General features: G+C 66.0%; 16 protein-coding genes. 15 read left to right on the forward strand and 1 reads right to left on the reverse strand.

The features are described 5' to 3' along the window. Positions 1–437 precede the first annotated feature (437 nt). From serS to BVE01S_RS03985, 8 genes are all read left to right on the forward strand, one after another. A complete protein-coding gene (gene serS / locus BVE01S_RS03950; protein WP_066624618.1) occupies positions 438–1,946 on the forward strand; it encodes a serine--tRNA ligase in 1,509 nt (502 codons plus the stop codon). Next, positions 1,946–2,740, forward strand: a complete 795-nt coding sequence (gene surE / locus BVE01S_RS03955) for a 5'/3'-nucleotidase SurE (RefSeq protein ID WP_066624621.1) — start codon at positions 1,946–1,948, stop codon at positions 2,738–2,740. The genes serS and surE overlap by 1 nt, the downstream gene beginning before the upstream one ends. After that, complete coding sequence (locus BVE01S_RS03960; RefSeq protein WP_045810751.1) at positions 2,737–3,381, forward strand: protein-L-isoaspartate(D-aspartate) O-methyltransferase; 645 nt, start codon at positions 2,737–2,739, stop codon at positions 3,379–3,381. Before surE ends, BVE01S_RS03960 begins: the two co-directional genes overlap by 4 nt. A 159-nt stretch (positions 3,382–3,540) precedes the next feature. Then, positions 3,541–4,617 (forward strand): peptidoglycan DD-metalloendopeptidase family protein, encoded by a 1,077-nt coding sequence (locus BVE01S_RS03965; protein ID WP_066624627.1) that lies wholly within the window; start codon positions 3,541–3,543, stop codon positions 4,615–4,617. A 102-nt stretch (positions 4,618–4,719) separates the two neighbouring features. Further along, a complete protein-coding gene (gene yajC, locus BVE01S_RS03970; RefSeq protein ID WP_017504795.1) occupies positions 4,720–5,031 on the forward strand; it encodes a preprotein translocase subunit YajC in 312 nt (103 codons plus the stop codon). Between the two features lie 36 nt (positions 5,032–5,067). Further along, the gene (gene secD, locus BVE01S_RS03975; RefSeq protein WP_066624637.1) at positions 5,068–6,660 is read left to right on the forward strand and encodes a protein translocase subunit SecD; all 1,593 of its coding nucleotides are present in this window, start codon (positions 5,068–5,070) and stop codon (positions 6,658–6,660) included. Beyond that, positions 6,660–7,649: a protein translocase subunit SecF gene (gene secF, locus BVE01S_RS03980; protein WP_039243629.1), complete on the forward strand. Its 990-nt coding sequence runs from the start codon at positions 6,660–6,662 to the stop codon at positions 7,647–7,649. Before secD ends, secF begins: the two co-directional genes overlap by 1 nt. A gap of 87 nt (positions 7,650–7,736) precedes the next feature. Next, complete coding sequence (locus BVE01S_RS03985; protein ID WP_055804960.1) at positions 7,737–8,012, forward strand: hypothetical protein; 276 nt, start codon at positions 7,737–7,739, stop codon at positions 8,010–8,012. Positions 8,013–8,056: 44 nt separating this feature from the next. On the opposite strand, the gene BVE01S_RS03990 is transcribed toward BVE01S_RS03985, so the two are convergent. Next, on the reverse strand, positions 8,057–9,262 hold the full coding sequence (locus BVE01S_RS03990) for a pyridoxal phosphate-dependent aminotransferase (RefSeq protein WP_066624639.1): 1,206 nt from the start codon (positions 9,260–9,262) through the stop codon (positions 8,057–8,059). 122 nt (positions 9,263–9,384) lie between these two features. On the opposite strand from BVE01S_RS03990, the gene BVE01S_RS03995 reads away from it, so the two are divergent. The 7 genes from BVE01S_RS03995 to rodA all read left to right on the forward strand — a co-directional run bounded on the left by BVE01S_RS03995 (position 9,385) and on the right by rodA (position 16,878). After that, positions 9,385–10,098, forward strand: coding sequence for a TVP38/TMEM64 family protein (locus BVE01S_RS03995; RefSeq protein ID WP_066624641.1), 714 nt, complete (start codon positions 9,385–9,387; stop codon positions 10,096–10,098). 73 nt (positions 10,099–10,171) lie between these two features. Then, positions 10,172–10,627 carry a hemerythrin domain-containing protein gene (locus BVE01S_RS04000; protein WP_066624644.1) on the forward strand — a complete coding sequence of 152 codons (456 nt, stop codon included), beginning with the start codon at positions 10,172–10,174 and terminating at the stop codon, positions 10,625–10,627. Positions 10,628–10,847: 220 nt separating this feature from the next. Then, positions 10,848–11,888, forward strand: a complete 1,041-nt coding sequence (locus BVE01S_RS04005; RefSeq protein WP_017504801.1) for a rod shape-determining protein — start codon at positions 10,848–10,850, stop codon at positions 11,886–11,888. A gap of 151 nt (positions 11,889–12,039) precedes the next feature. Next, a complete protein-coding gene (gene mreC / locus BVE01S_RS04010) occupies positions 12,040–13,185 on the forward strand; it encodes a rod shape-determining protein MreC (RefSeq protein WP_066624648.1) in 1,146 nt (381 codons plus the stop codon). Further along, positions 13,182–13,700, forward strand: coding sequence for a hypothetical protein (locus tag BVE01S_RS04015; RefSeq protein ID WP_066624650.1), 519 nt, complete (start codon positions 13,182–13,184; stop codon positions 13,698–13,700). Before mreC ends, BVE01S_RS04015 begins: the two co-directional genes overlap by 4 nt. Continuing rightward, the gene (gene mrdA, locus BVE01S_RS04020) at positions 13,697–15,727 is read left to right on the forward strand and encodes a penicillin-binding protein 2 (protein ID WP_066624652.1); all 2,031 of its coding nucleotides are present in this window, start codon (positions 13,697–13,699) and stop codon (positions 15,725–15,727) included. The genes BVE01S_RS04015 and mrdA overlap by 4 nt, the downstream gene beginning before the upstream one ends. Beyond that, positions 15,724–16,878 (forward strand): rod shape-determining protein RodA, encoded by a 1,155-nt coding sequence (rodA, locus tag BVE01S_RS04025; protein ID WP_066624655.1) that lies wholly within the window; start codon positions 15,724–15,726, stop codon positions 16,876–16,878. Before mrdA ends, rodA begins: the two co-directional genes overlap by 4 nt. Positions 16,879–16,970: the final 92 nt, after the last annotated feature.

Consider the following 16,970-nt stretch of genomic DNA (forward strand, 5'->3'; position numbering starts at 1 on the left):
GGTCAGCCCCGGCGCCGCGATGGGATTTCACCACCGCCCCCGTTCCATCCGCTCCCGTCGCCGCAAGGTCGCAGGCCAAGCGAGCCCTCCATGCGACGAGACAGGCGTATTATGGGGCCGTTTGACCCCGTGGACGGGAGACGGGGGACATAAATCGGCAAGCGGTTGAAATCGCTGGGGAGGGGCCAGCGGCATTGCGATGGCTGAGCATCGTCTCCTCCCCATGTCATGGGGAGGTGGCTCGAAGCGTAGCGGAGAGACGGAGGAGCTCTTCAGCGCATCCCGGCGCCTAAGCGGCGTCAAGAACCCCTCCACCGCTTCGCGGTCCCCCTCCCCACAATTGGGGAGGAGACGATGGTGCGAGCTTCTCGCGTTGCCCGATTCCGCGTGGGCGGGTAGAGCGTTCGGCTTCTCCCGCCCAGCCGAAGTTTCAGACCATGCACGACATCAGAGCCATTCGCGAGAACCCCCAGGTTTACGTGGCGGGCTGGTCGTCGCGCGGGGTGGACGAGGCCGATGGGCTGGTGGCGGACATCCTGCGGCTGGACGGCGAACTGCGTCACGCCCAGACGACGGGTCAGGACGCCCTGGCCAAGCGTAATGCAGCCTCCAAGCTGATCGGCGCCGCCATGGGGCGCAAGGACATGGCAGAGGCGGATCGCCTCAAGGCCGAGGTCGAGGCGCTGAAAGGCGACATCGCTGCGGCGTCCGAGGTCGAGGCGCGCGTCGGCAAGGAGCTGCGCGACCTGCTGGCGGCGCAGAAGAACCTGGCGGCCGAGGATGTGCCGGACGGCGAGGACGAGGCGGCCAATGTCGAGGTCTCGACCTGGGGCGAGCCGCGTCGCACCGGTCCGGCCAAGGATCACGCCGACCTGGGCGAGGCCCTGGGGATGCTGGACTTCGAGGCGGCGGCGAAGATGTCGGGCGCGCGGTTCGCGGTGCTGAAAGGGCAGTTGGCGCGGCTGGAACGGGCCGTGGGCCAGTTCATGCTCGATTTGCAGACGGACCAGCACGGGTATCTGGAGGTGAACCCGCCGTATCTGGTGCGGGACGACGCGATGTTCGGCACGGGGCAGTTGCCGAAGTTTGAGGAGGATCTGTTCAAAGCGACTTTCCTCGATAAAGACGCCGCCTACGCCATCGCAAGTGACCGGACTAAAGTTGTCGAGCAGCATCTGATCGACAAGGCGTATGCCGAGGTTGATCGTCTAGTGTCCTCTGGCGCTCAGGTCGCTGATGTCCTGATGGCTAGCTATGAGGAACTGCAATCCGAACTGAAGAATGCGTGGGCTTTCAACTACTTTGATGCCGTTGAGGCGGAACTCGCTAAAGAGCGCCGCTACCTCATCCCCACCGCCGAAGTCTCCCTGACCAATCTCGTGCGCGAGACCATCCTGTCCGAGGACGAGCTGGCGACGCCGATGCGGATGACGGCGCTGACGCCGTGCTTCCGGGCCGAGGCGGGGTCGGCGGGGCGCGATACGCGCGGGCTGATCCGCCAGCACCAGTTCTCGAAGGTCGAGATGGTGTCCATCGCGCGGCCGGAGGACTCAGACGCCGAGCACGAGCGGATGACGGCCTGTGCGGAGGCGGTGCTGAAGGCGCTGGAGCTGCCGTTCCGGCGGATGCTGCTGTGCAAGGGCGACATGGGCTTTTCGGCGCAGAAGACCTTCGACCTGGAGGTCTGGCTGCCCAGCCAGGGAACCTATCGCGAGATCAGCAGCTGTTCGAACTGCGGAGACTTCCAAGCGCGGCGCATGGATGCGCGGTTCAAGCGCGCCGGCGAGAAGAAGACCGAGTTCGTCCATACGCTGAACGGCTCGGGCCTGGCGGTCGGCCGGACGCTGGTGGCGATCATGGAAAACTATCAGCAGGACGACGGCCGGATCGCCGTGCCGAAGGTGTTGCAGCCCTATATGGGCGGTGTGGAGTTCGTGGGCGGCTGATGCGAATTCTCCTGACCAATGACGACGGGATCGAGGCCGAAGGCCTGGAATGCCTCGAGCGGATTGCGCGCACGCTGAGCGACGACGTGTGGGTGTGCGCGCCCGCCGTCGAGCAGTCGGGCAAGGGGCGGGGGATCACCCTGACAGAACCGTTGCGGGTGCTGAACCTGGGCGAGAAGCGGTTCGCGGTGACGGGCACGCCGACCGACTGTGTCGTGCTGGCGGTCAATGACCTGATGCCGGAGAAGCCCGATCTGGTGCTGTCGGGCGTCAATCGCGGGCACAATATCGGCGAGGACGTCAGCTATTCCGGCACGGTGGCGGGCGCCTTGCAGGGCATGGCGTTCGGCATCCGCTCCATCGCCCTGAGCCAAAGCCTGGAGCGGTTCCACGACGAGGTGGTCGCGCACTGGGAGACAGCGGAAGCCTTTGCGCCTGCGATAATCAGCCGCCTGCTGGACCAGAAATGGGCGAACGGGGTGGTGATGAACCTGAACTTCCCCAACCGGCCGCCGGAAGCGGTCGATCAGGTCGAGGTGACGACCCAGGGCTTCCGCAACGTCGGCGAGATGCACGCGGTGCGGCGCACGGACCTGCGCGGACGGGACTATTACTGGATGAGCTTCCGGGGTGAAAAGCAGGAGCATGCCGAGGGCACGGACCTGCGGGCCATCGAGGAGGGGCGGATCTCGGTCACGCCGTTGCATATCGACCTGACGCACATGACCAGCGTGAATGACCTGAAGAAGGTGCTGGGCGGGGCGCCGCCGAAGAGCGTGGCGACCGCCGCATGAATCTGCACGACGACCGGGCTGGGCGGCTGATCCTGTCGCTGCGGCAGCAAGGGGTCACGGACCCGCGCGTGCTGAAGGCGATGGAGAGCATCGACCGCGCGGTCTTCGTGCACGAGAAGTTCCTGGATCAGGCGTGGGAGGATCAGGCCCTGCCGATCGACTGCGCCCAGACCATCAGCCAGCCCTATATCGTCGGACTGATGACCCAGGCGCTGGAGGTGCAGGCGCGTCACCGGGTGTTGGAGATCGGCACGGGTAGCGGATACCAGTGCGCGGTGCTGAGCCGGCTGGCGCGCTATGTCTATTCGGTGGAGCGGTATCGCAGCCTGCTGGTCGAGGCCGAGGCGCGGCTGCGGGTGCTGAAGATCGAGAACGTCATCACCAAGCACGGCGACGGCGGCCTGGGCTGGGCCGAACAGGCGCCGTTCGACCGGATCATGGTCACCGCCGCCTCGCCGACCGAGCCGACCGAACTGCTGAAACAGCTGAAGCCGAACGGGGTGCTGGTCGCGCCGGTGGGGCGGACGTCGGTGCAGATGCTGCATCGCTACGTCGGGCAAGGCGACGGGTCGTTCCACCGCGAGAGCCTGACGGAAGTGCGTTTCGTTCCCTTGGTCGAGGGGACGGCGAAGGAGGGATAGACTCCTTTTTGCTGGCTATCGCTCGCGACCGGGTTGCTCGCTGTGTGAGCCGTTAACCTTCGCGCCCCAATTCCGTGCGGTTTGCGGGGTTGGCTTATGGGGCGCGAGCGGGCACACCGGGCGGGCGAGTTTAACCACGAATGGGAGCAGCCGGTGGCGATGATTTCGGGCTGGATGAGAGCGGTTCTGGTCGCGGGGGCGGCGTTGAGCACGGCGGCCTGCATCAGCTATCCTTCGGAGCCGCGCTATTCGACGCATGCGAACCCGGCGCCGGCCTATGGTCCGGGGCAGGGCGCCTATCCGCAGCAGCCGACCTATCCGAACGCCGGCCAGAATTCGAACCAGCCCTATCGACCGGCCCCTTATGAATCGCCGCCGCCCGCGACCGCGCCGATCGGTCAGGTGGACGGCGGGGCCTTGCCGCCAACGGTCAATGTCGGTCCGAGCCAACCGACCTATCAGCCTCCGGCGTCGCAGCCGCCCGCCTACACGCCGCCGTCCTATCCGTCGTCGTCGGCCCCGGTGCGCCCGGGCGCGGCCTATGTGATCCAACCGGGCGACACGATCTCGGGCGTGGGACGCCGCTTCCAGACCCCGGTCCAGACGCTGATTGATCTGAACGGCCTGGGGCCACGCGGGGCGATCACGACCGGCCAGCGAATCATACTGCCTGAAGCGGCGGTGGATACCGGCCGCGATCCTTACGCGACTGGCGCCTCGCCCGTCGGCGTGCTGGTGCCCAACAACGGCGCCGTGCCGCCGCCCCCGCCGCCGCCCTCGGGCAATGCTGCCCTGCCGGTCCAGACGCGTCCTGTCGAACAGACCAACGCCGGCGCCGTCACCGCTCAGCCGAACCTGCTGTGGCCCGTGCGCGGCGACATCGTGCGACGTTTCGGCCCGGTCGGCATGGGCGAGCGGAACAACGGCATCAACATCGGCGCCTCGGCCGGCGCGACGGTCAGCGCCTCTGCGGCGGGGCGTGTGGCCTATGTCGGCAGCGATCTGGTGGGGCAGGGGCTGACGGTGCTGATCGTGCACGCCAACGGCTGGCGCACGGTCTACGGCCATCTGGGTTCGGCGACGGTCAAGGACGGCGACGACGTTCGCGCGGGCCAGCAGATCGGCACCGTGGGTCTGACGGCCGGCGACGGACGCCCCTCGATCCACTTCGAGACCCGTCAGATGCGCGGCGACGATCCGGTCGCCGTCGATCCTTTGACAGTGTTGCCCAGGTAGCGCTTTCGCCGCGTTGCAATCTGCGAGGCGCGGCCCTAGGTTCCGCGCCTCGTTTTAATGGGGGGCCGACGAGGGCTACCCTTCTATGTTCGGAGACGACCCATGGGCGCTGAAGGCGGCTTGACGGCGCAGTTGATCGGGTTTGCGCCCATCATCGGTATTTTCATCCTGTTCTACTTCCTGCTGATCCGTCCGCAGCAGAAGCGCGCCAAGGAACACGCAACCGCCATCGCCGCCGTCAAGCGTGGCGACACTGTCGTCCTGGGCAGCGGCATGATCGGCAAGGTCACCCGCGTCGAAGAGGCCGAGGTCAACGTCGAGATCGCGCCCAGCGTCAATGTGCGCGTGGTCAAGGCCATGATCGCCGAGGTGCGAAACCGCACCGCCATCGCCGCCAACGATTCCAAGGCCTGATACGCTCGCGTATCCGCCGATACCTGGACCGCCCTCATGATTCAGCTGTCGCGCTGGAAAGTCATTCTCGTCGTCGTCGCGGCCGTTCTCGGTTGTCTGCTGGCGTTCCCGAACCTGTTGTCGGATCAGCAGCGCGAAGCGCTGCCCGGCTTTATGCCCAAGAACAAGCTGAACCTGGGGCTGGACCTTCAGGGCGGTTCGTATCTGCTGCTGGAAGTCGATGTGCCTGCGATGCGCGAAAAGCGCGTCACCAACCTGATCGAGGACGTTCGGGTCACGCTGAACAGTGCGGGCGTCGCCACCAACGGCTTCCAGCGTGAAGCCGGCGGCGTGGTCGTCACCCTGGCCAATCCGGCCCAGGGCGATGCCGCGTTCAAGGCGCTGCAACAGCTGGGTGGTCAGGTCGGACCGGGCGGCCAGGCGGAACGCACCGCGACGCGCCTGGGCGATAACCGCATCCGCTTCGCCTATACCGACGCCGCGCTGAACGGCATGGGCGCGACGGCCGTGGACCAGTCGATCGAGGTGGTGCGCCGCCGGATCGACAGCCTGGGCACGCGCGAACCCTCCATCACTCGCCAGGGCGCCGACCGGATCGTGGTCCAGGCGCCGGGCGAGAGCGATCCGAGCAAGCTGGAAGAAGTCATCGGCCAGACGGCGCAGCTGACCTTCCAGATGGTCGATGTCGAGAACTCGGTTCAGGATGCCCTGGCCGGCCGTGTGCCGCCCGATTCCGAACTGCTGCAAGGTGAGGACGGCACGCCCTATCTGGTCAAGAAGCGCGTGCTGGTGTCGGGCGAGAACCTGACCCGCGCCGGCGTCGGTTCGGACCAGAGCGGCCGTCCGGCCATCGACTTCCGCTTCGACGGCGCCGGCGCCCGCCGGTTCGGCGAAGCCACCGCCGCCAACCTTCAAAAGCCCTTCGCCATCATTCTGGACGGCAAGGTCATTTCGGCCCCGACAATCCAGAGCGCGATCACCTCGGGTTCGGGCCAGATCACCGGCAACTTCTCGATCCAGGAAGCGGCGACGCTGGTGAACCTGCTGAACGGGGGCGCCCTGCCGGCGCCGCTGAACGTCGAGGAGCGCCGCACCGTCACCGCCGAACTGGGTGCGGATGCGGTCGCCGCAGGCGCCCTGTCGACCGCCGTCGGCTTCGCCATCATCGTGCTGTTCATGATCCTGGCCTACGGTCTGCTGTTCGGTGGCGTGTCGGTGGTCGGCCTGGTGCTGAACGGCGTGCTGATCGTGGCGGCCATGTCGTTGACCCAGGCGACGCTGACCTTGCCCGGCATCGCCGGTCTGATCCTGACCTTCGCGGTCGCGGTGGACGCCAACGTGCTGATCTATGAGCGGATGCGTGACGAGGCCCGTGCGGGGCGCAGCGTCATCGCCTCGATGGACGCCGGCTTCAACAAGGCCATGGGCACCATCATCGACGCCAACCTGACCACCCTGGTCGCGGCGGGCATCATGTTCGTGTTCGGCGAAGGCCCTGTTCGCGGGTTCGCCTGGACCCTGACCATCGGTGTGTTCACCTCGGTCTTCTCGTCGGTCCTGGTCGCCCAGGTCCTGCTCGGCTACTGGCTCAAGACGGCCAAGCCCAAAAAACTGCCGATCGCGGAGTGATGGCGATGCGTGGATGGCCCCTCATCAAACTGCTGCCGCAGAAGACGAACTTCCACTTCGTCAAATATGCGCGGTTCGCCGGCGTTCTGTCGGTGATCCTGTGCGTCGCGGCGATCGTGTCTTGCTTCTATCCCGGCCTGAACATGGGCATCGACTTCCGGGGCGGCGCCTCGATGGAAGTGTCCAAGCCGGCGGGTCAGACGATCGAGCTGGATCGGGTCCGCGAGGCCGTGAATGGCCTGAACCTGGGTGACGTTCAGGTCCAGGGCATCGCGCGCCGCGACACCAATGTCGATGACGGCTCGACTGCTATTCTTCGCTTCCAGGTGCCTGAAGGCCGCGATCAGACCCAGGTGGTCAACCAGGTCGAGGGCGCCATCAGCGGCGCGGTCGGTCAGGTCAACTATTCGGGCGTCAGCGTCGTTGGCTCCAAGGTGTCGGGCGAACTGTTCACCTCGGGCCTGTTGGCTCTGGGCGTCGCGATCGGCCTGATGTTCCTCTACATCTGGTTCCGCTTCGAGCCGCAGTTCGGTTTCGGCGCCGTGGTCGGCCTGCTTCACGACGTGATCCTGACGTTCGGGCTGATCGTGCTGTTCAAGCTGGAGTTCAGCCTGAACATGGTCGCCGCCGTCCTGACCGTCATCGGATATTCGATGAACGACACCGTCGTCGTGTTCGACCGTCTTCGCGAGAACCTGCGCAAGTACAAGACCATGCCGCTGCGCGACGTGATCGACCTGTCGCTGAACGAGACCCTGTCGCGGACAATCATCACCGGCGTGACCGCCGTCATGGTGCTGGCGGCTCTGGCCATCTTCGGCGGCGAGGCCCTGTTCGGCTTCTCCATCGCTCTGATGTTCGGCATCATCATCGGCACCTATTCGTCGATCTATGTCGGCGCGCCGATCATCCTTCTGTGGGGCGTCAAGCGCGGCGCCCTGGCTGACGACGCCAAGCCTGTGAAGCTGGGCATGGCCAGCCGGCCATAGGTCGAGCGCCATCGTCGAAAGTTGGGCCGTCCCGGCATCGCCGGGGCGGCCCTTTTCCTTGGACGGCGTCCGTGCAAGGCTGAGCCTATGAAAGCGCTCGTCTATACAGCCGTTGCCCTCGCCCTGACCGGCGGAATGTCCGCCTGCACCGACAGCAAGCGGGCGCGCAACGACGCAACCTGGGGCGACAAGCCGGCGGACATCACCTGCTGGACCTATGGAGTGGAGAACTTCAAGGGACGCTCGACTGGCAAGGTCGAATATGACGACGGCGGCCGAATCTCGTTCGTGGACGCGTCGAACAACCGCTACACCACCATCGATGGCGATTGCCGCGTGGTCTATATGCAGCCCAGCAAGTAGAGCCGGATGGCGGGCGGAAGCTTTTAGCCTCCGCCCTGGGTCGATCAGCGCAGCGAAGCCGTGAAGCGCTGGATGCGGGTGCAGGCTTCTTCCAGCACGGCGTCCGAGGTGGCGTAGCTGATGCGGAAATAGGGGCTCAGGCCGAAAGCTTCGCCCTGGACCACGGCGACGCCCTCGGCGTTCAGCAGTTCCGCGGCGAAGGTGGAATCGCCATCGATGGCGACACCCGTCTCGGTCATCTTGCCGATCAGTCCGGCGATGGACGGATAGACGTAAAAGGCGCCCTCGGGCGTGGCGCAGGTGATGCCAGCCGCCTGGTTGAGCATCGACACGACCAGATCGCGGCGCTTTTCGAAGGCGGCCTTGCGCTCAGGGATGAAGTCCTGCGGGCCGTTCAGCGCCTCGACGGCCGCCCATTGGCTGATGCTGGACGGGTTGGATGTGGTCTGGCTGGCTACCTTGCGCATCAGGTCGATCAGAGGCTTGGGGCCGCCGGCGTAGCCGATGCGCCAGCCGGTCATGGCGTAGGCCTTGGACACGCCGTTGACCGTCAGGGTGCGGTCGATCAGGTCCGGCGCCACTTGGGCGATGGTGGTGTATTCGAAGTCGCCGTAGACGAGGTGCTCGTACATGTCGTCGGTCAGCACCCAGACCTGCGGGTGGCGACGCAGCACCTCCGCCAGGGCTTCCAGTTCGGCGCGCGTATAGGCGGTGCCGGTTGGGTTGGAAGGGCTGTTCAGGATCAGCCACTTGGTGCGGGCCGTGATCGAGGCTTCCAGCACAGCGGGCAGCAACTTGAAGCCGTCCTTCTCCTCGCCAACCACGGTGACAGGCTCGCCGCCGGCCAGCAGCACCATATCGGGATAGCTGACCCAGTAGGGGGCGGGCACGATGACTTCGTCGCCGGGATTCAGCGTCGCGACCAGGGCGTTGAAGATGACGGGCTTGCCGCCCGGCGCGACGTGAATGTTGGCGGCCGTATAGTCGAGATCGTTCTCGCGCTTGAACTTGGCCACGATGGCCGCCTTCAACTCGGGCATGCCGTCGGCGTCGGTGTATTTGGTCTCGCCGCGGTTGATCGCGTCGATCGCAGCCTGTTTGATGTTTTCAGGCGTATCGAAATCCGGCTCGCCGGCGCCCAGGCCGATCACGTCTCGACCTTCCGCTTTAAGCTTCCGGGCCTGCGCGGTGACGGCGATGGTGGCCGAGGGCTTGACGCGGGCGAGGGCGGAAGATTGCAGGCTGGACATGAACTATCCCGTGGTTTTGGAAGTTTTTGCCGGGGAGGCGGGGTTGTTTACGCGGCGTCGCCCCTCGGGACAATGCGCTGATGCTCGCTAATGCAGAGATGGGATGATAAGCGGCGGCTCTGATGCGCTGGATCATCGATTTTCTGTCGAACATGGAGGCGCGTCGCTGGCGCGCCGTGCTGGCGACGGCCCTGCTGCTGGGCGCGATGATCGCCCTGTTCGCTGTGGGCAAGAGCCAGTTGGGGCTGGAGGCCGAAGGGCGGCTGGAAGACTGGCTGGCCGGATTCCGTCAGGGGCCCTGGGGGCTGGTGGCCGCTATCGTGGTGTTCACGATTTCGGCCTTTTTCGGCGCGCCGCAGTTCATCCTGATCGCCGCCTGCGTCGTGGCGTTCGGACCGTGGTTCGGCTTCCTCTACAGCTGGATCGCGACGGTCGTGTCGGCGGGCGTGACCTACTGGCTGGGACGCGGACCCACGGCGCGGCTTCTGGCGCGGCACGGCGGCAAGACGGTCGGACGGCTGACGCGGTTCGTCGGCAAAAATGCCTTCTACGCCAGCTTCATGATCCGCAACGTGCCGTCGGCGCCGTTCATCGTCGTCAACATGGCGTTCGGGGCGGCGAGGGCGTCGTTTCCGGGCTTTCTGGCGGGGTGCGCGCTGGGGGTATTGCCGAAGACCGCGCTGGTCGCTTTCTTCGGCGGATCCTTCATGACGGCGGTCAGCGGCGACGGGATCTGGACCTCGGCCATATTGGCTGGCGTGGCGCTGGCCTGGCTGGCGCTGATGCTGTTGGTGCGTGAACTGGTCAAGCGGCGCGAGATCGCGCGCGGCGACTGAGGGAATTTGCTTAGCCTGCTATTTAGACTCCGTTCATCCAGAGGTTGCATGCTGTTGCTTTGGAGGCGTCGCCATGGATGTCCGTATTCTGAAGACGCAGCACGGCCGGATCATTCGACTGGCCAGCGCCCTGGGCGGGACCGCCGCCATTATGAAAACGTCGGACGATGCGATCCGCGCACGTGAGCTGATGCGTGCGCTGAATACGGCTCTGACTGAGCATCTCGCGATTGAGGACGGCGAACTTTATCCCGTCCTGATGCGGTCCCAAGATCATTCGGTTCGCAACCTCGCGCAGCACTATGTTGAGGACATGGGGGCTCTGAGCGGCGTTTGGGCGCACTATTTCGAAGAGTGGTCACAGGCCCGCATTCTGAGGGATCGGGAGCGTTTCGCCTCTGTAACCAAGGGGTTGATCGGCGCCTTGGCGCATCGGGTCGCCCGCGAGGAGGACACGCTGTATCCCACGATGGAGGCGGCGGACGCCCTGGCCGTCGTTCCGAAGCGCGACGGCAGGCCGACATCCTGAAGCCGGTGTCCACAGGCGTCGTGCCTCGATAGCCCTCTCCATATGACGACACTGTCATCGGGGCTTGTATTCCCGGTTTCATACGGGCAAACCCGCCGCTAGTAGGCGTGGCGAAGACGATCAGGAACTGTCCGGCGTGGGGATGTCAGGGCAGTTGGGGCGTCGCCAGGTCGACTGAGACATCTAGACGCCCTGCCAGCTAACAACGGTATCGATTCCCATGAGCTTCTCCCTTTTCGGCGCGATCTCCAACGACATCGCGATGGACCTGGGCACCGCCAACACCCTGATCTACATGAAGGGCAAGGGCATCGTCCTGAACGAGCCGTCGGTCGTGGCGCTGAGAAACGTCGGCGGACGCAAGGTCGTTCACGCCGTGGGGATCGAGGCCAAGCAGATGCTGGGCCGCACGCCGGGCCACATGGAGGCGATCCGCCCCATGCGCGACGGCGTCATCGCCGACTTCGAAGTCGCCGAAGAGATGATCAAGCACTTCATCCGCAAGGTTCATAACCGCAAGGGCTTCGTGAACCCCAAGATCATCGTCTGCGTGCCCTCGGGCGCCACTGCGGTCGAGCGTCGCGCGATCAACGACAGCTGCCTGAACGCCTCGGCCCGCCGCGTGGGCCTGATCGACGAGCCGATGGCCGCCGCGATCGGCGCCGGCCTGCCGATCCACGAACCGACAGGTTCGATGGTCGTCGACATCGGCGGCGGCACGACGGAAGTCGCCGTCCTGTCGCTGTCGGGCATTGTCTATTCGCGTTCGGTCCGCGTCGGCGGCGACAAGATGGACGACTCGATCATCAGCTACATGCGTCGCAACCATAATCTGCTGATCGGCGAAACGACCGCCGAACGCATCAAGAAGGACATCGGCACCGCCCGCATTCCGGCCGACGGCGAAGGCCTGTCGATCGAGGTCAAGGGCCGTGACCTGATGCAGGGCGTGCCGCGCGAGGTGCGCATCTCGGAGCGTCAGGCGGCGGAAGCCCTGGCCGAGCCGGTCACCCAGATCATCGAGGCCGTGAAGGTCGCGCTGGAAGCCACCCCGCCTGAACTTGCCGCCGACATCGCCGACAAGGGCATCATGCTGACGGGCGGCGGCGCGCTGCTGCGCGGCCTGGACGTCGAGATCCGCGATCACACCGGCCTGCCGGTCTCGGTCGCCGATGATCCGCTGTCGTGCGTGGCCATCGGCTGTGGCCGCGTGCTGGAGCACCCGCGCTGGATGAAGGGCGTGCTCGACTCCGCGCTCTGATCCGTCCGTTGCGGCCAAGTGAAAGCTTGGCTGCAAATCCTTGTCAGGCCTGCGTGATCACGGTTCCATTCCGGCCTTGATTTTGCGATAGGCAGGCTCAGCGGCAGGGGGCGTCCTGCCGATTCCAACCCCTTTGAGTGGAAGGTCGCCCGTGGCGTTTCGCGACGGCCCTTTTGAAAACATCAAGGTGCCGCTGGCGTGGACCGCCGCGGTCGTCGTCGTCGTGGCCGTCATCGGCGCGGTCGTCCTGTTGCTGGGCGATCGGACCACGTCCGAGGGCGGCTCGACCATGGGCGCGGCGCGCGGCGGTTTCGAAGCGACGGCCGGGCCAGTGGGCGGGGTCTTCGCCGCGCCGGTGCGTTGGGCCGGGGCCGCGCGCGACTATGTCGGCGGCTATTTCTTCGCTATCGGCGAGAACCGCCGCCTGAAAGCCGAGATCGCCGAACTGCGCGGCTGGCGCGACGAGGCGATCGCCCAAAAGAACATCAACGGCCGCTATGAGGCCATGCTGGGTCTGCGCACCGAACCGCCGGTGCCCATGGCCACGGGGCGAGCGATTTCGGAAACGCGCGGCCCCTTCTCCAACGCCAAGCTGATCGACGTCGGTTCGGCCAAGGGCGTGCGGATCGGCAATCCGGTCGTGACGGAACATGGACTGGTCGGTCGGGTGACGGGCGTGACGGGCGGCGTCAGCCGTGTCGTGTTGCTGACGGACGTGGCGTCGCGCACGCCGGTGATGATCGAGCGCACCGATGCGCGCGCCATGCTGACCGGCGACGGCGGCGACAGCCCGCGTCTGGAGTTCATTCGCGGATCCGGTTCGATCAAGGCGGGTGACCGTATCCTGAGTTCAGGGGACGGCGGCGGGCTGCCTCGCGGACTGCCGGTCGGCGTGGCCGCCAAGGGCGTGGACGGCGCCTGGCGGGTCAAACTGTTCAGCGATCACGGCGCGATCGATTACGTCCGCGTGCTGCTGTTCCAGAGCTTTGGACAGCTGGTCAGCCCGAATGCGCTGAACGCGCCGCCTCTCGCAGGCTTGGCGACGGCGCCGGAGCCGAGCGCGGCCGAGGTCGGAGCGATCCGTGACGCGGCCGCGCGTCGTGCGGCGGCGCAGCAGGCCCGGGCCGAACGGGCGCGTGCTGCGGCGACGACGCCAGCGCCAACGCCTGCGCCCGCCGCTGCGCCGACGGCGGCCCGTCCGGCCGTGACGTCCCCGAGGCCTGCGGCTTCGACCTCGTCGCCTGCGCCGGTTGCGCCGAGCCCTGCGCCGGCGCCCGCTCCGGGAGGCGCGGCGTGAGACGGCCCGTCGCGGTTCGCGTTGTCGGACCTCTTCAGTGGATCGTCTATCCGGCCCTGCTCGTCCTCGCCGCGACGGTCGTTCTGGGAACGCCGCTCCAGCTGTTCGGTCTGCATCTGCCCGAGCCGGTCATTCCGATGATCCTGGCCTTCGCCTGGCCCCTGATCCGGCCGTCGATGCTGGCGCCGGCGGCGCTGTTCCTGATCGGCCTGTTCCTCGATCTCTTCTGGAATACGCCGCTGGGCCTTTGGGCGCTGTGCCTGATGGGCGTCTATGGAACGGTGCTGCTGTCGCGCAATCTGCTGGCGGGGCATGAGGGGCTGATCCGCTTTGGAGCCTATGCCGCGTGCACATTGGGCGCCTTTTTTCTGGCCTATCTGGTGGTGACGATGCGAGCGGCGAACGCGCCGGCGATCCTGCCGCTGGTCGGACAGGTCGTGCCGACGCTGCTGCTGTTTCCGATCGCCAACTGGATGCTTGAGCGATTCGACGACGGAGATATTCGGTTCCGATGAGCGGCGAGCCCTCCATCTTCTTTGCCGATGTGAATGAGCGTCAGGGGTCCTTCCTGCGGCGCACCTTCGTGCTGGGCGGGGCGACGGCGCTGGGGATTACAGCGCTGATCGGACGGCTGGGCCAGCTGCAGGTCGTGCAGGCTCAGGAATATGCGACCCTGTCGTCGCAGAACCAGTTCAACTTCCGCATGGTCCCACCGCCGCGCGGCCTGATCAAGGACCGCAACGGCGTCGTCATCGCCGGCAATCGCCCCAGTTTCCGGGTGCTGGTAGTGCGCGACGAGACCAAGGATCTGGACCAGACGCTGGACCTTCTGGGACGGCTGTTGCCCGACACGCTTGAGCGCCGGCGCGCCATCATCCGCGACGTCAATGCGGCGTCCAAGTTCAATCCGGTGCCTGTCAAGAGCGACCTGACCTGGGAAGAGTTCGCCAAGGTCAATCAGTACGCCAACGAACTGCCCGGCGTGATGGTCGATATGAACGACGCGCGCTACTATCCGTTCGGCGGATCGTTCGCCCACGTCATCGGCTATGTGGCCAAGGTGTCCGATCGCGACGTCAAGGCGATCCGTGACAAGGGCGAGCAGCCGCCCGCCCTGTTGTTCAACCCCAGCTTCCGCATCGGCCGCCAAGGCGTAGAAAAGGCTCTGGATACGTCGCTGCGCGGCGAGCCGGGCGGCAATCGGGTCGAGGTCGATGCGCGCGGTCGCGTCGTCGCCGAGGACATCGGCGGATCGCGGCCGGCCGTGCCGGGCAAGGAAGTCATCCTGACACTGGACGCCGATGTTCAGAACCGGGCACTGGAGGTGTTTGGCGACGAGTCGGGCGCCTGTGTGGTCATGGATGTGCGCAACGGCGACATCCTGTGCATGATGTCTGCGCCGTCTTTCGATCCCAATCTGTTCGTCGGCGGCGTGCCGAGCAAGACCTATCGCGCGTTGGCCGACTATGAGCGCAAGCCGCTGCTGGACAAGACGCTGAACGGCACCTTCCCGCCGGGATCGACCTTCAAGCCGACGACGGCGCTGGCCCTGCTGGAGGCCGGTGTCGATCCGAATCAGACGGTCTTCTGCAGCGGCGCGTATCGCACCGGTAACCGGGTGCAGCGATGCTGGGGGCGGCATGGCACCCAGAACATGCACGACGCGATCAAGAACTCCTGCGACGTCTATTTCTACGCCATGTGCAACCGCGCCGGCGTGGACAATATCCGCAAGGCGGGGCTGGCGCTGGGCTTCGAGCACGAGTTCGACATCGGCGTCGGGAACCAGCGCAAAGGCCTGTTGCCGTCCACAGAGTGGAAGGCGCGGACGTTCCCGCGCGATCCGGTCTGGCATCCCGGCGAGACGACCTCGGTCGCCATCGGGCAGGGGGCGATCACGGTGAACGCCCTGCAGCTGGCGGTCATGACCTCGCGGCTGGCGAACGGGAAGAAGCAGCTTCAACCGCGCCTGATCAAGTCCATCGGCGGTGTCGAGCAGCCCAGCGGGGCCGAGGCGCCGGACCTGCCGTTCGATCCGGCCCACGTCGAATATGTGCGCCAGGGTATGATCGCCGTGGCCAATGACCGATCCGGCACCGCCTATCGCCAGAGCCAGTTGGGCCTGGGTGATATCCAGATGGCTGGCAAGACCGGCACGGCGCAGGTCCGGAACTACGGCTCCGGCTCGCGCAAGAGCAATATCTGGGCGCTGAAGGACCACAACCTGTTCGTGGCCTTCGCTCCGGTGGATGCGCCGCGATATGCAGTCGCCATCATCGTCGAACACGGGGGCAAGGGCGGGGCGACCGCCGGCGCGCCGCGTGCGCGTGAGGTGATGCGCACCGTCCTGCTCAAGGATCCGGACATGCGAGCGCGCATCGAACGGCCGCTGCCGCCCGAACCGACCGGCGACGCCATCGTCGAGGACGGGGTGGTGGGCGCCGCGCCCGAGCCCGATGTCGTGGCCCCGCCGCAGCCGAGCCGCCCCGCGCCGTCTGCGACCAGCGGGCCGCGTCCTTATCTGTCCGAGCCCGGCCGTTGACCGCGTCGGCCCTGTCACGTCCCGGCGAGCGCGAACGCGTCTCGACCAAACTGGGCCAGATCGACTGGCGGCTGACAGCCTTGCTGTGCGTGGTGTCCGGCACCGGGGCCCTGATGCTGTATTCGGTGGCCGGCGGATCCTGGTCGCCGTGGGCGATGAAGCACCTGATCCGGTTCGGCATGTGTCTGGCGCTGATGCTGATGCTGTCGCTGATCAGCATCCGCTACTGGTTCGCCTTGGCCTATCCCATCTACGGGATGGCGCTGTTCATGCTGGCGCTGGTGGAGACGCCGCTGGGCTATACGGCCTTGGGCGCCACGCGATGGCTGGACCTGGGCTTCACCCGCATCCAGCCGTCCGAGATCATGAAGATCGGCGTCGTGCTGGCCTTGGCGCGCTGGTATCACGGGGCCTCGGCCAAGGAGGCGAGCTTCCATTGGAAGCTGATCTTCCCGGTCGGGATCATCGGCTTGCCGTTCCTGCTGGTCGCGCACCAGCCGGACCTGGGATCGGCCATACTGATCGGTTTGACGGGCGCGGCGATCATGTTCGTCGCCGGGCTGAGCTGGCGGATCATCCTGCCGCTGATCATCGCCGCCGCCGTGCTGGTGCCGCCCTATGTCATGTTCGGCATGCACGACTATCAGCGTCACCGGGTGCTGACCTTCCTGAACCCCGAGGCCGACATGTCGGACAAGGGCTATCAGATCGTGCAGTCCAAGATCGCCATGGGGTCGGGCGGACCGCTGGGGCGCGGGTTTGGCCTGGGCAGCCAGAGCCAGCTGGAGTTCCTTCCCGAGCGCCAGACTGACTTCATCTTCGCCGCCTTCGCCGAGGAGTTCGGCTTTGTGGGCACCTTCACGCTTCTGGCCTCCTATGCCGCCATCATTCTGATCTCGCTGAGGATCGCCTCGCTGTCGCACAGCCACTTTGGGCGATTGGCGGCGTCGGGCGTGACGGCGACATTCGCGCTCTATGTGCTGATCAACGGGGCGATGGTGATGGGGCTGGCGCCGGTCGTGGGCGTGCCGATGCCGCTCTTGTCCTATGGCGGCACGGTGATGCTGACCGTCATGATCGGTTTTGGTCTGGTGATGTCGACGCGGGTTCACCGCTACGCTGAACTGCCCAAGGGGCACGGTCTGATCTGACGGCCTGATCTGACATTACGTCAGCTAGAGCGAAATCGGTTGAGTTGGATGCAGTCCAACTCGGCTCAGATTTCGCTCCAGCATCAATCTGG

The sequence above is a fragment of the Brevundimonas vesicularis NBRC 12165 genome, from assembly GCF_001592205.1.
Taxonomy (GTDB): Bacteria; Pseudomonadota; Alphaproteobacteria; order Caulobacterales; family Caulobacteraceae; genus Brevundimonas; species Brevundimonas vesicularis.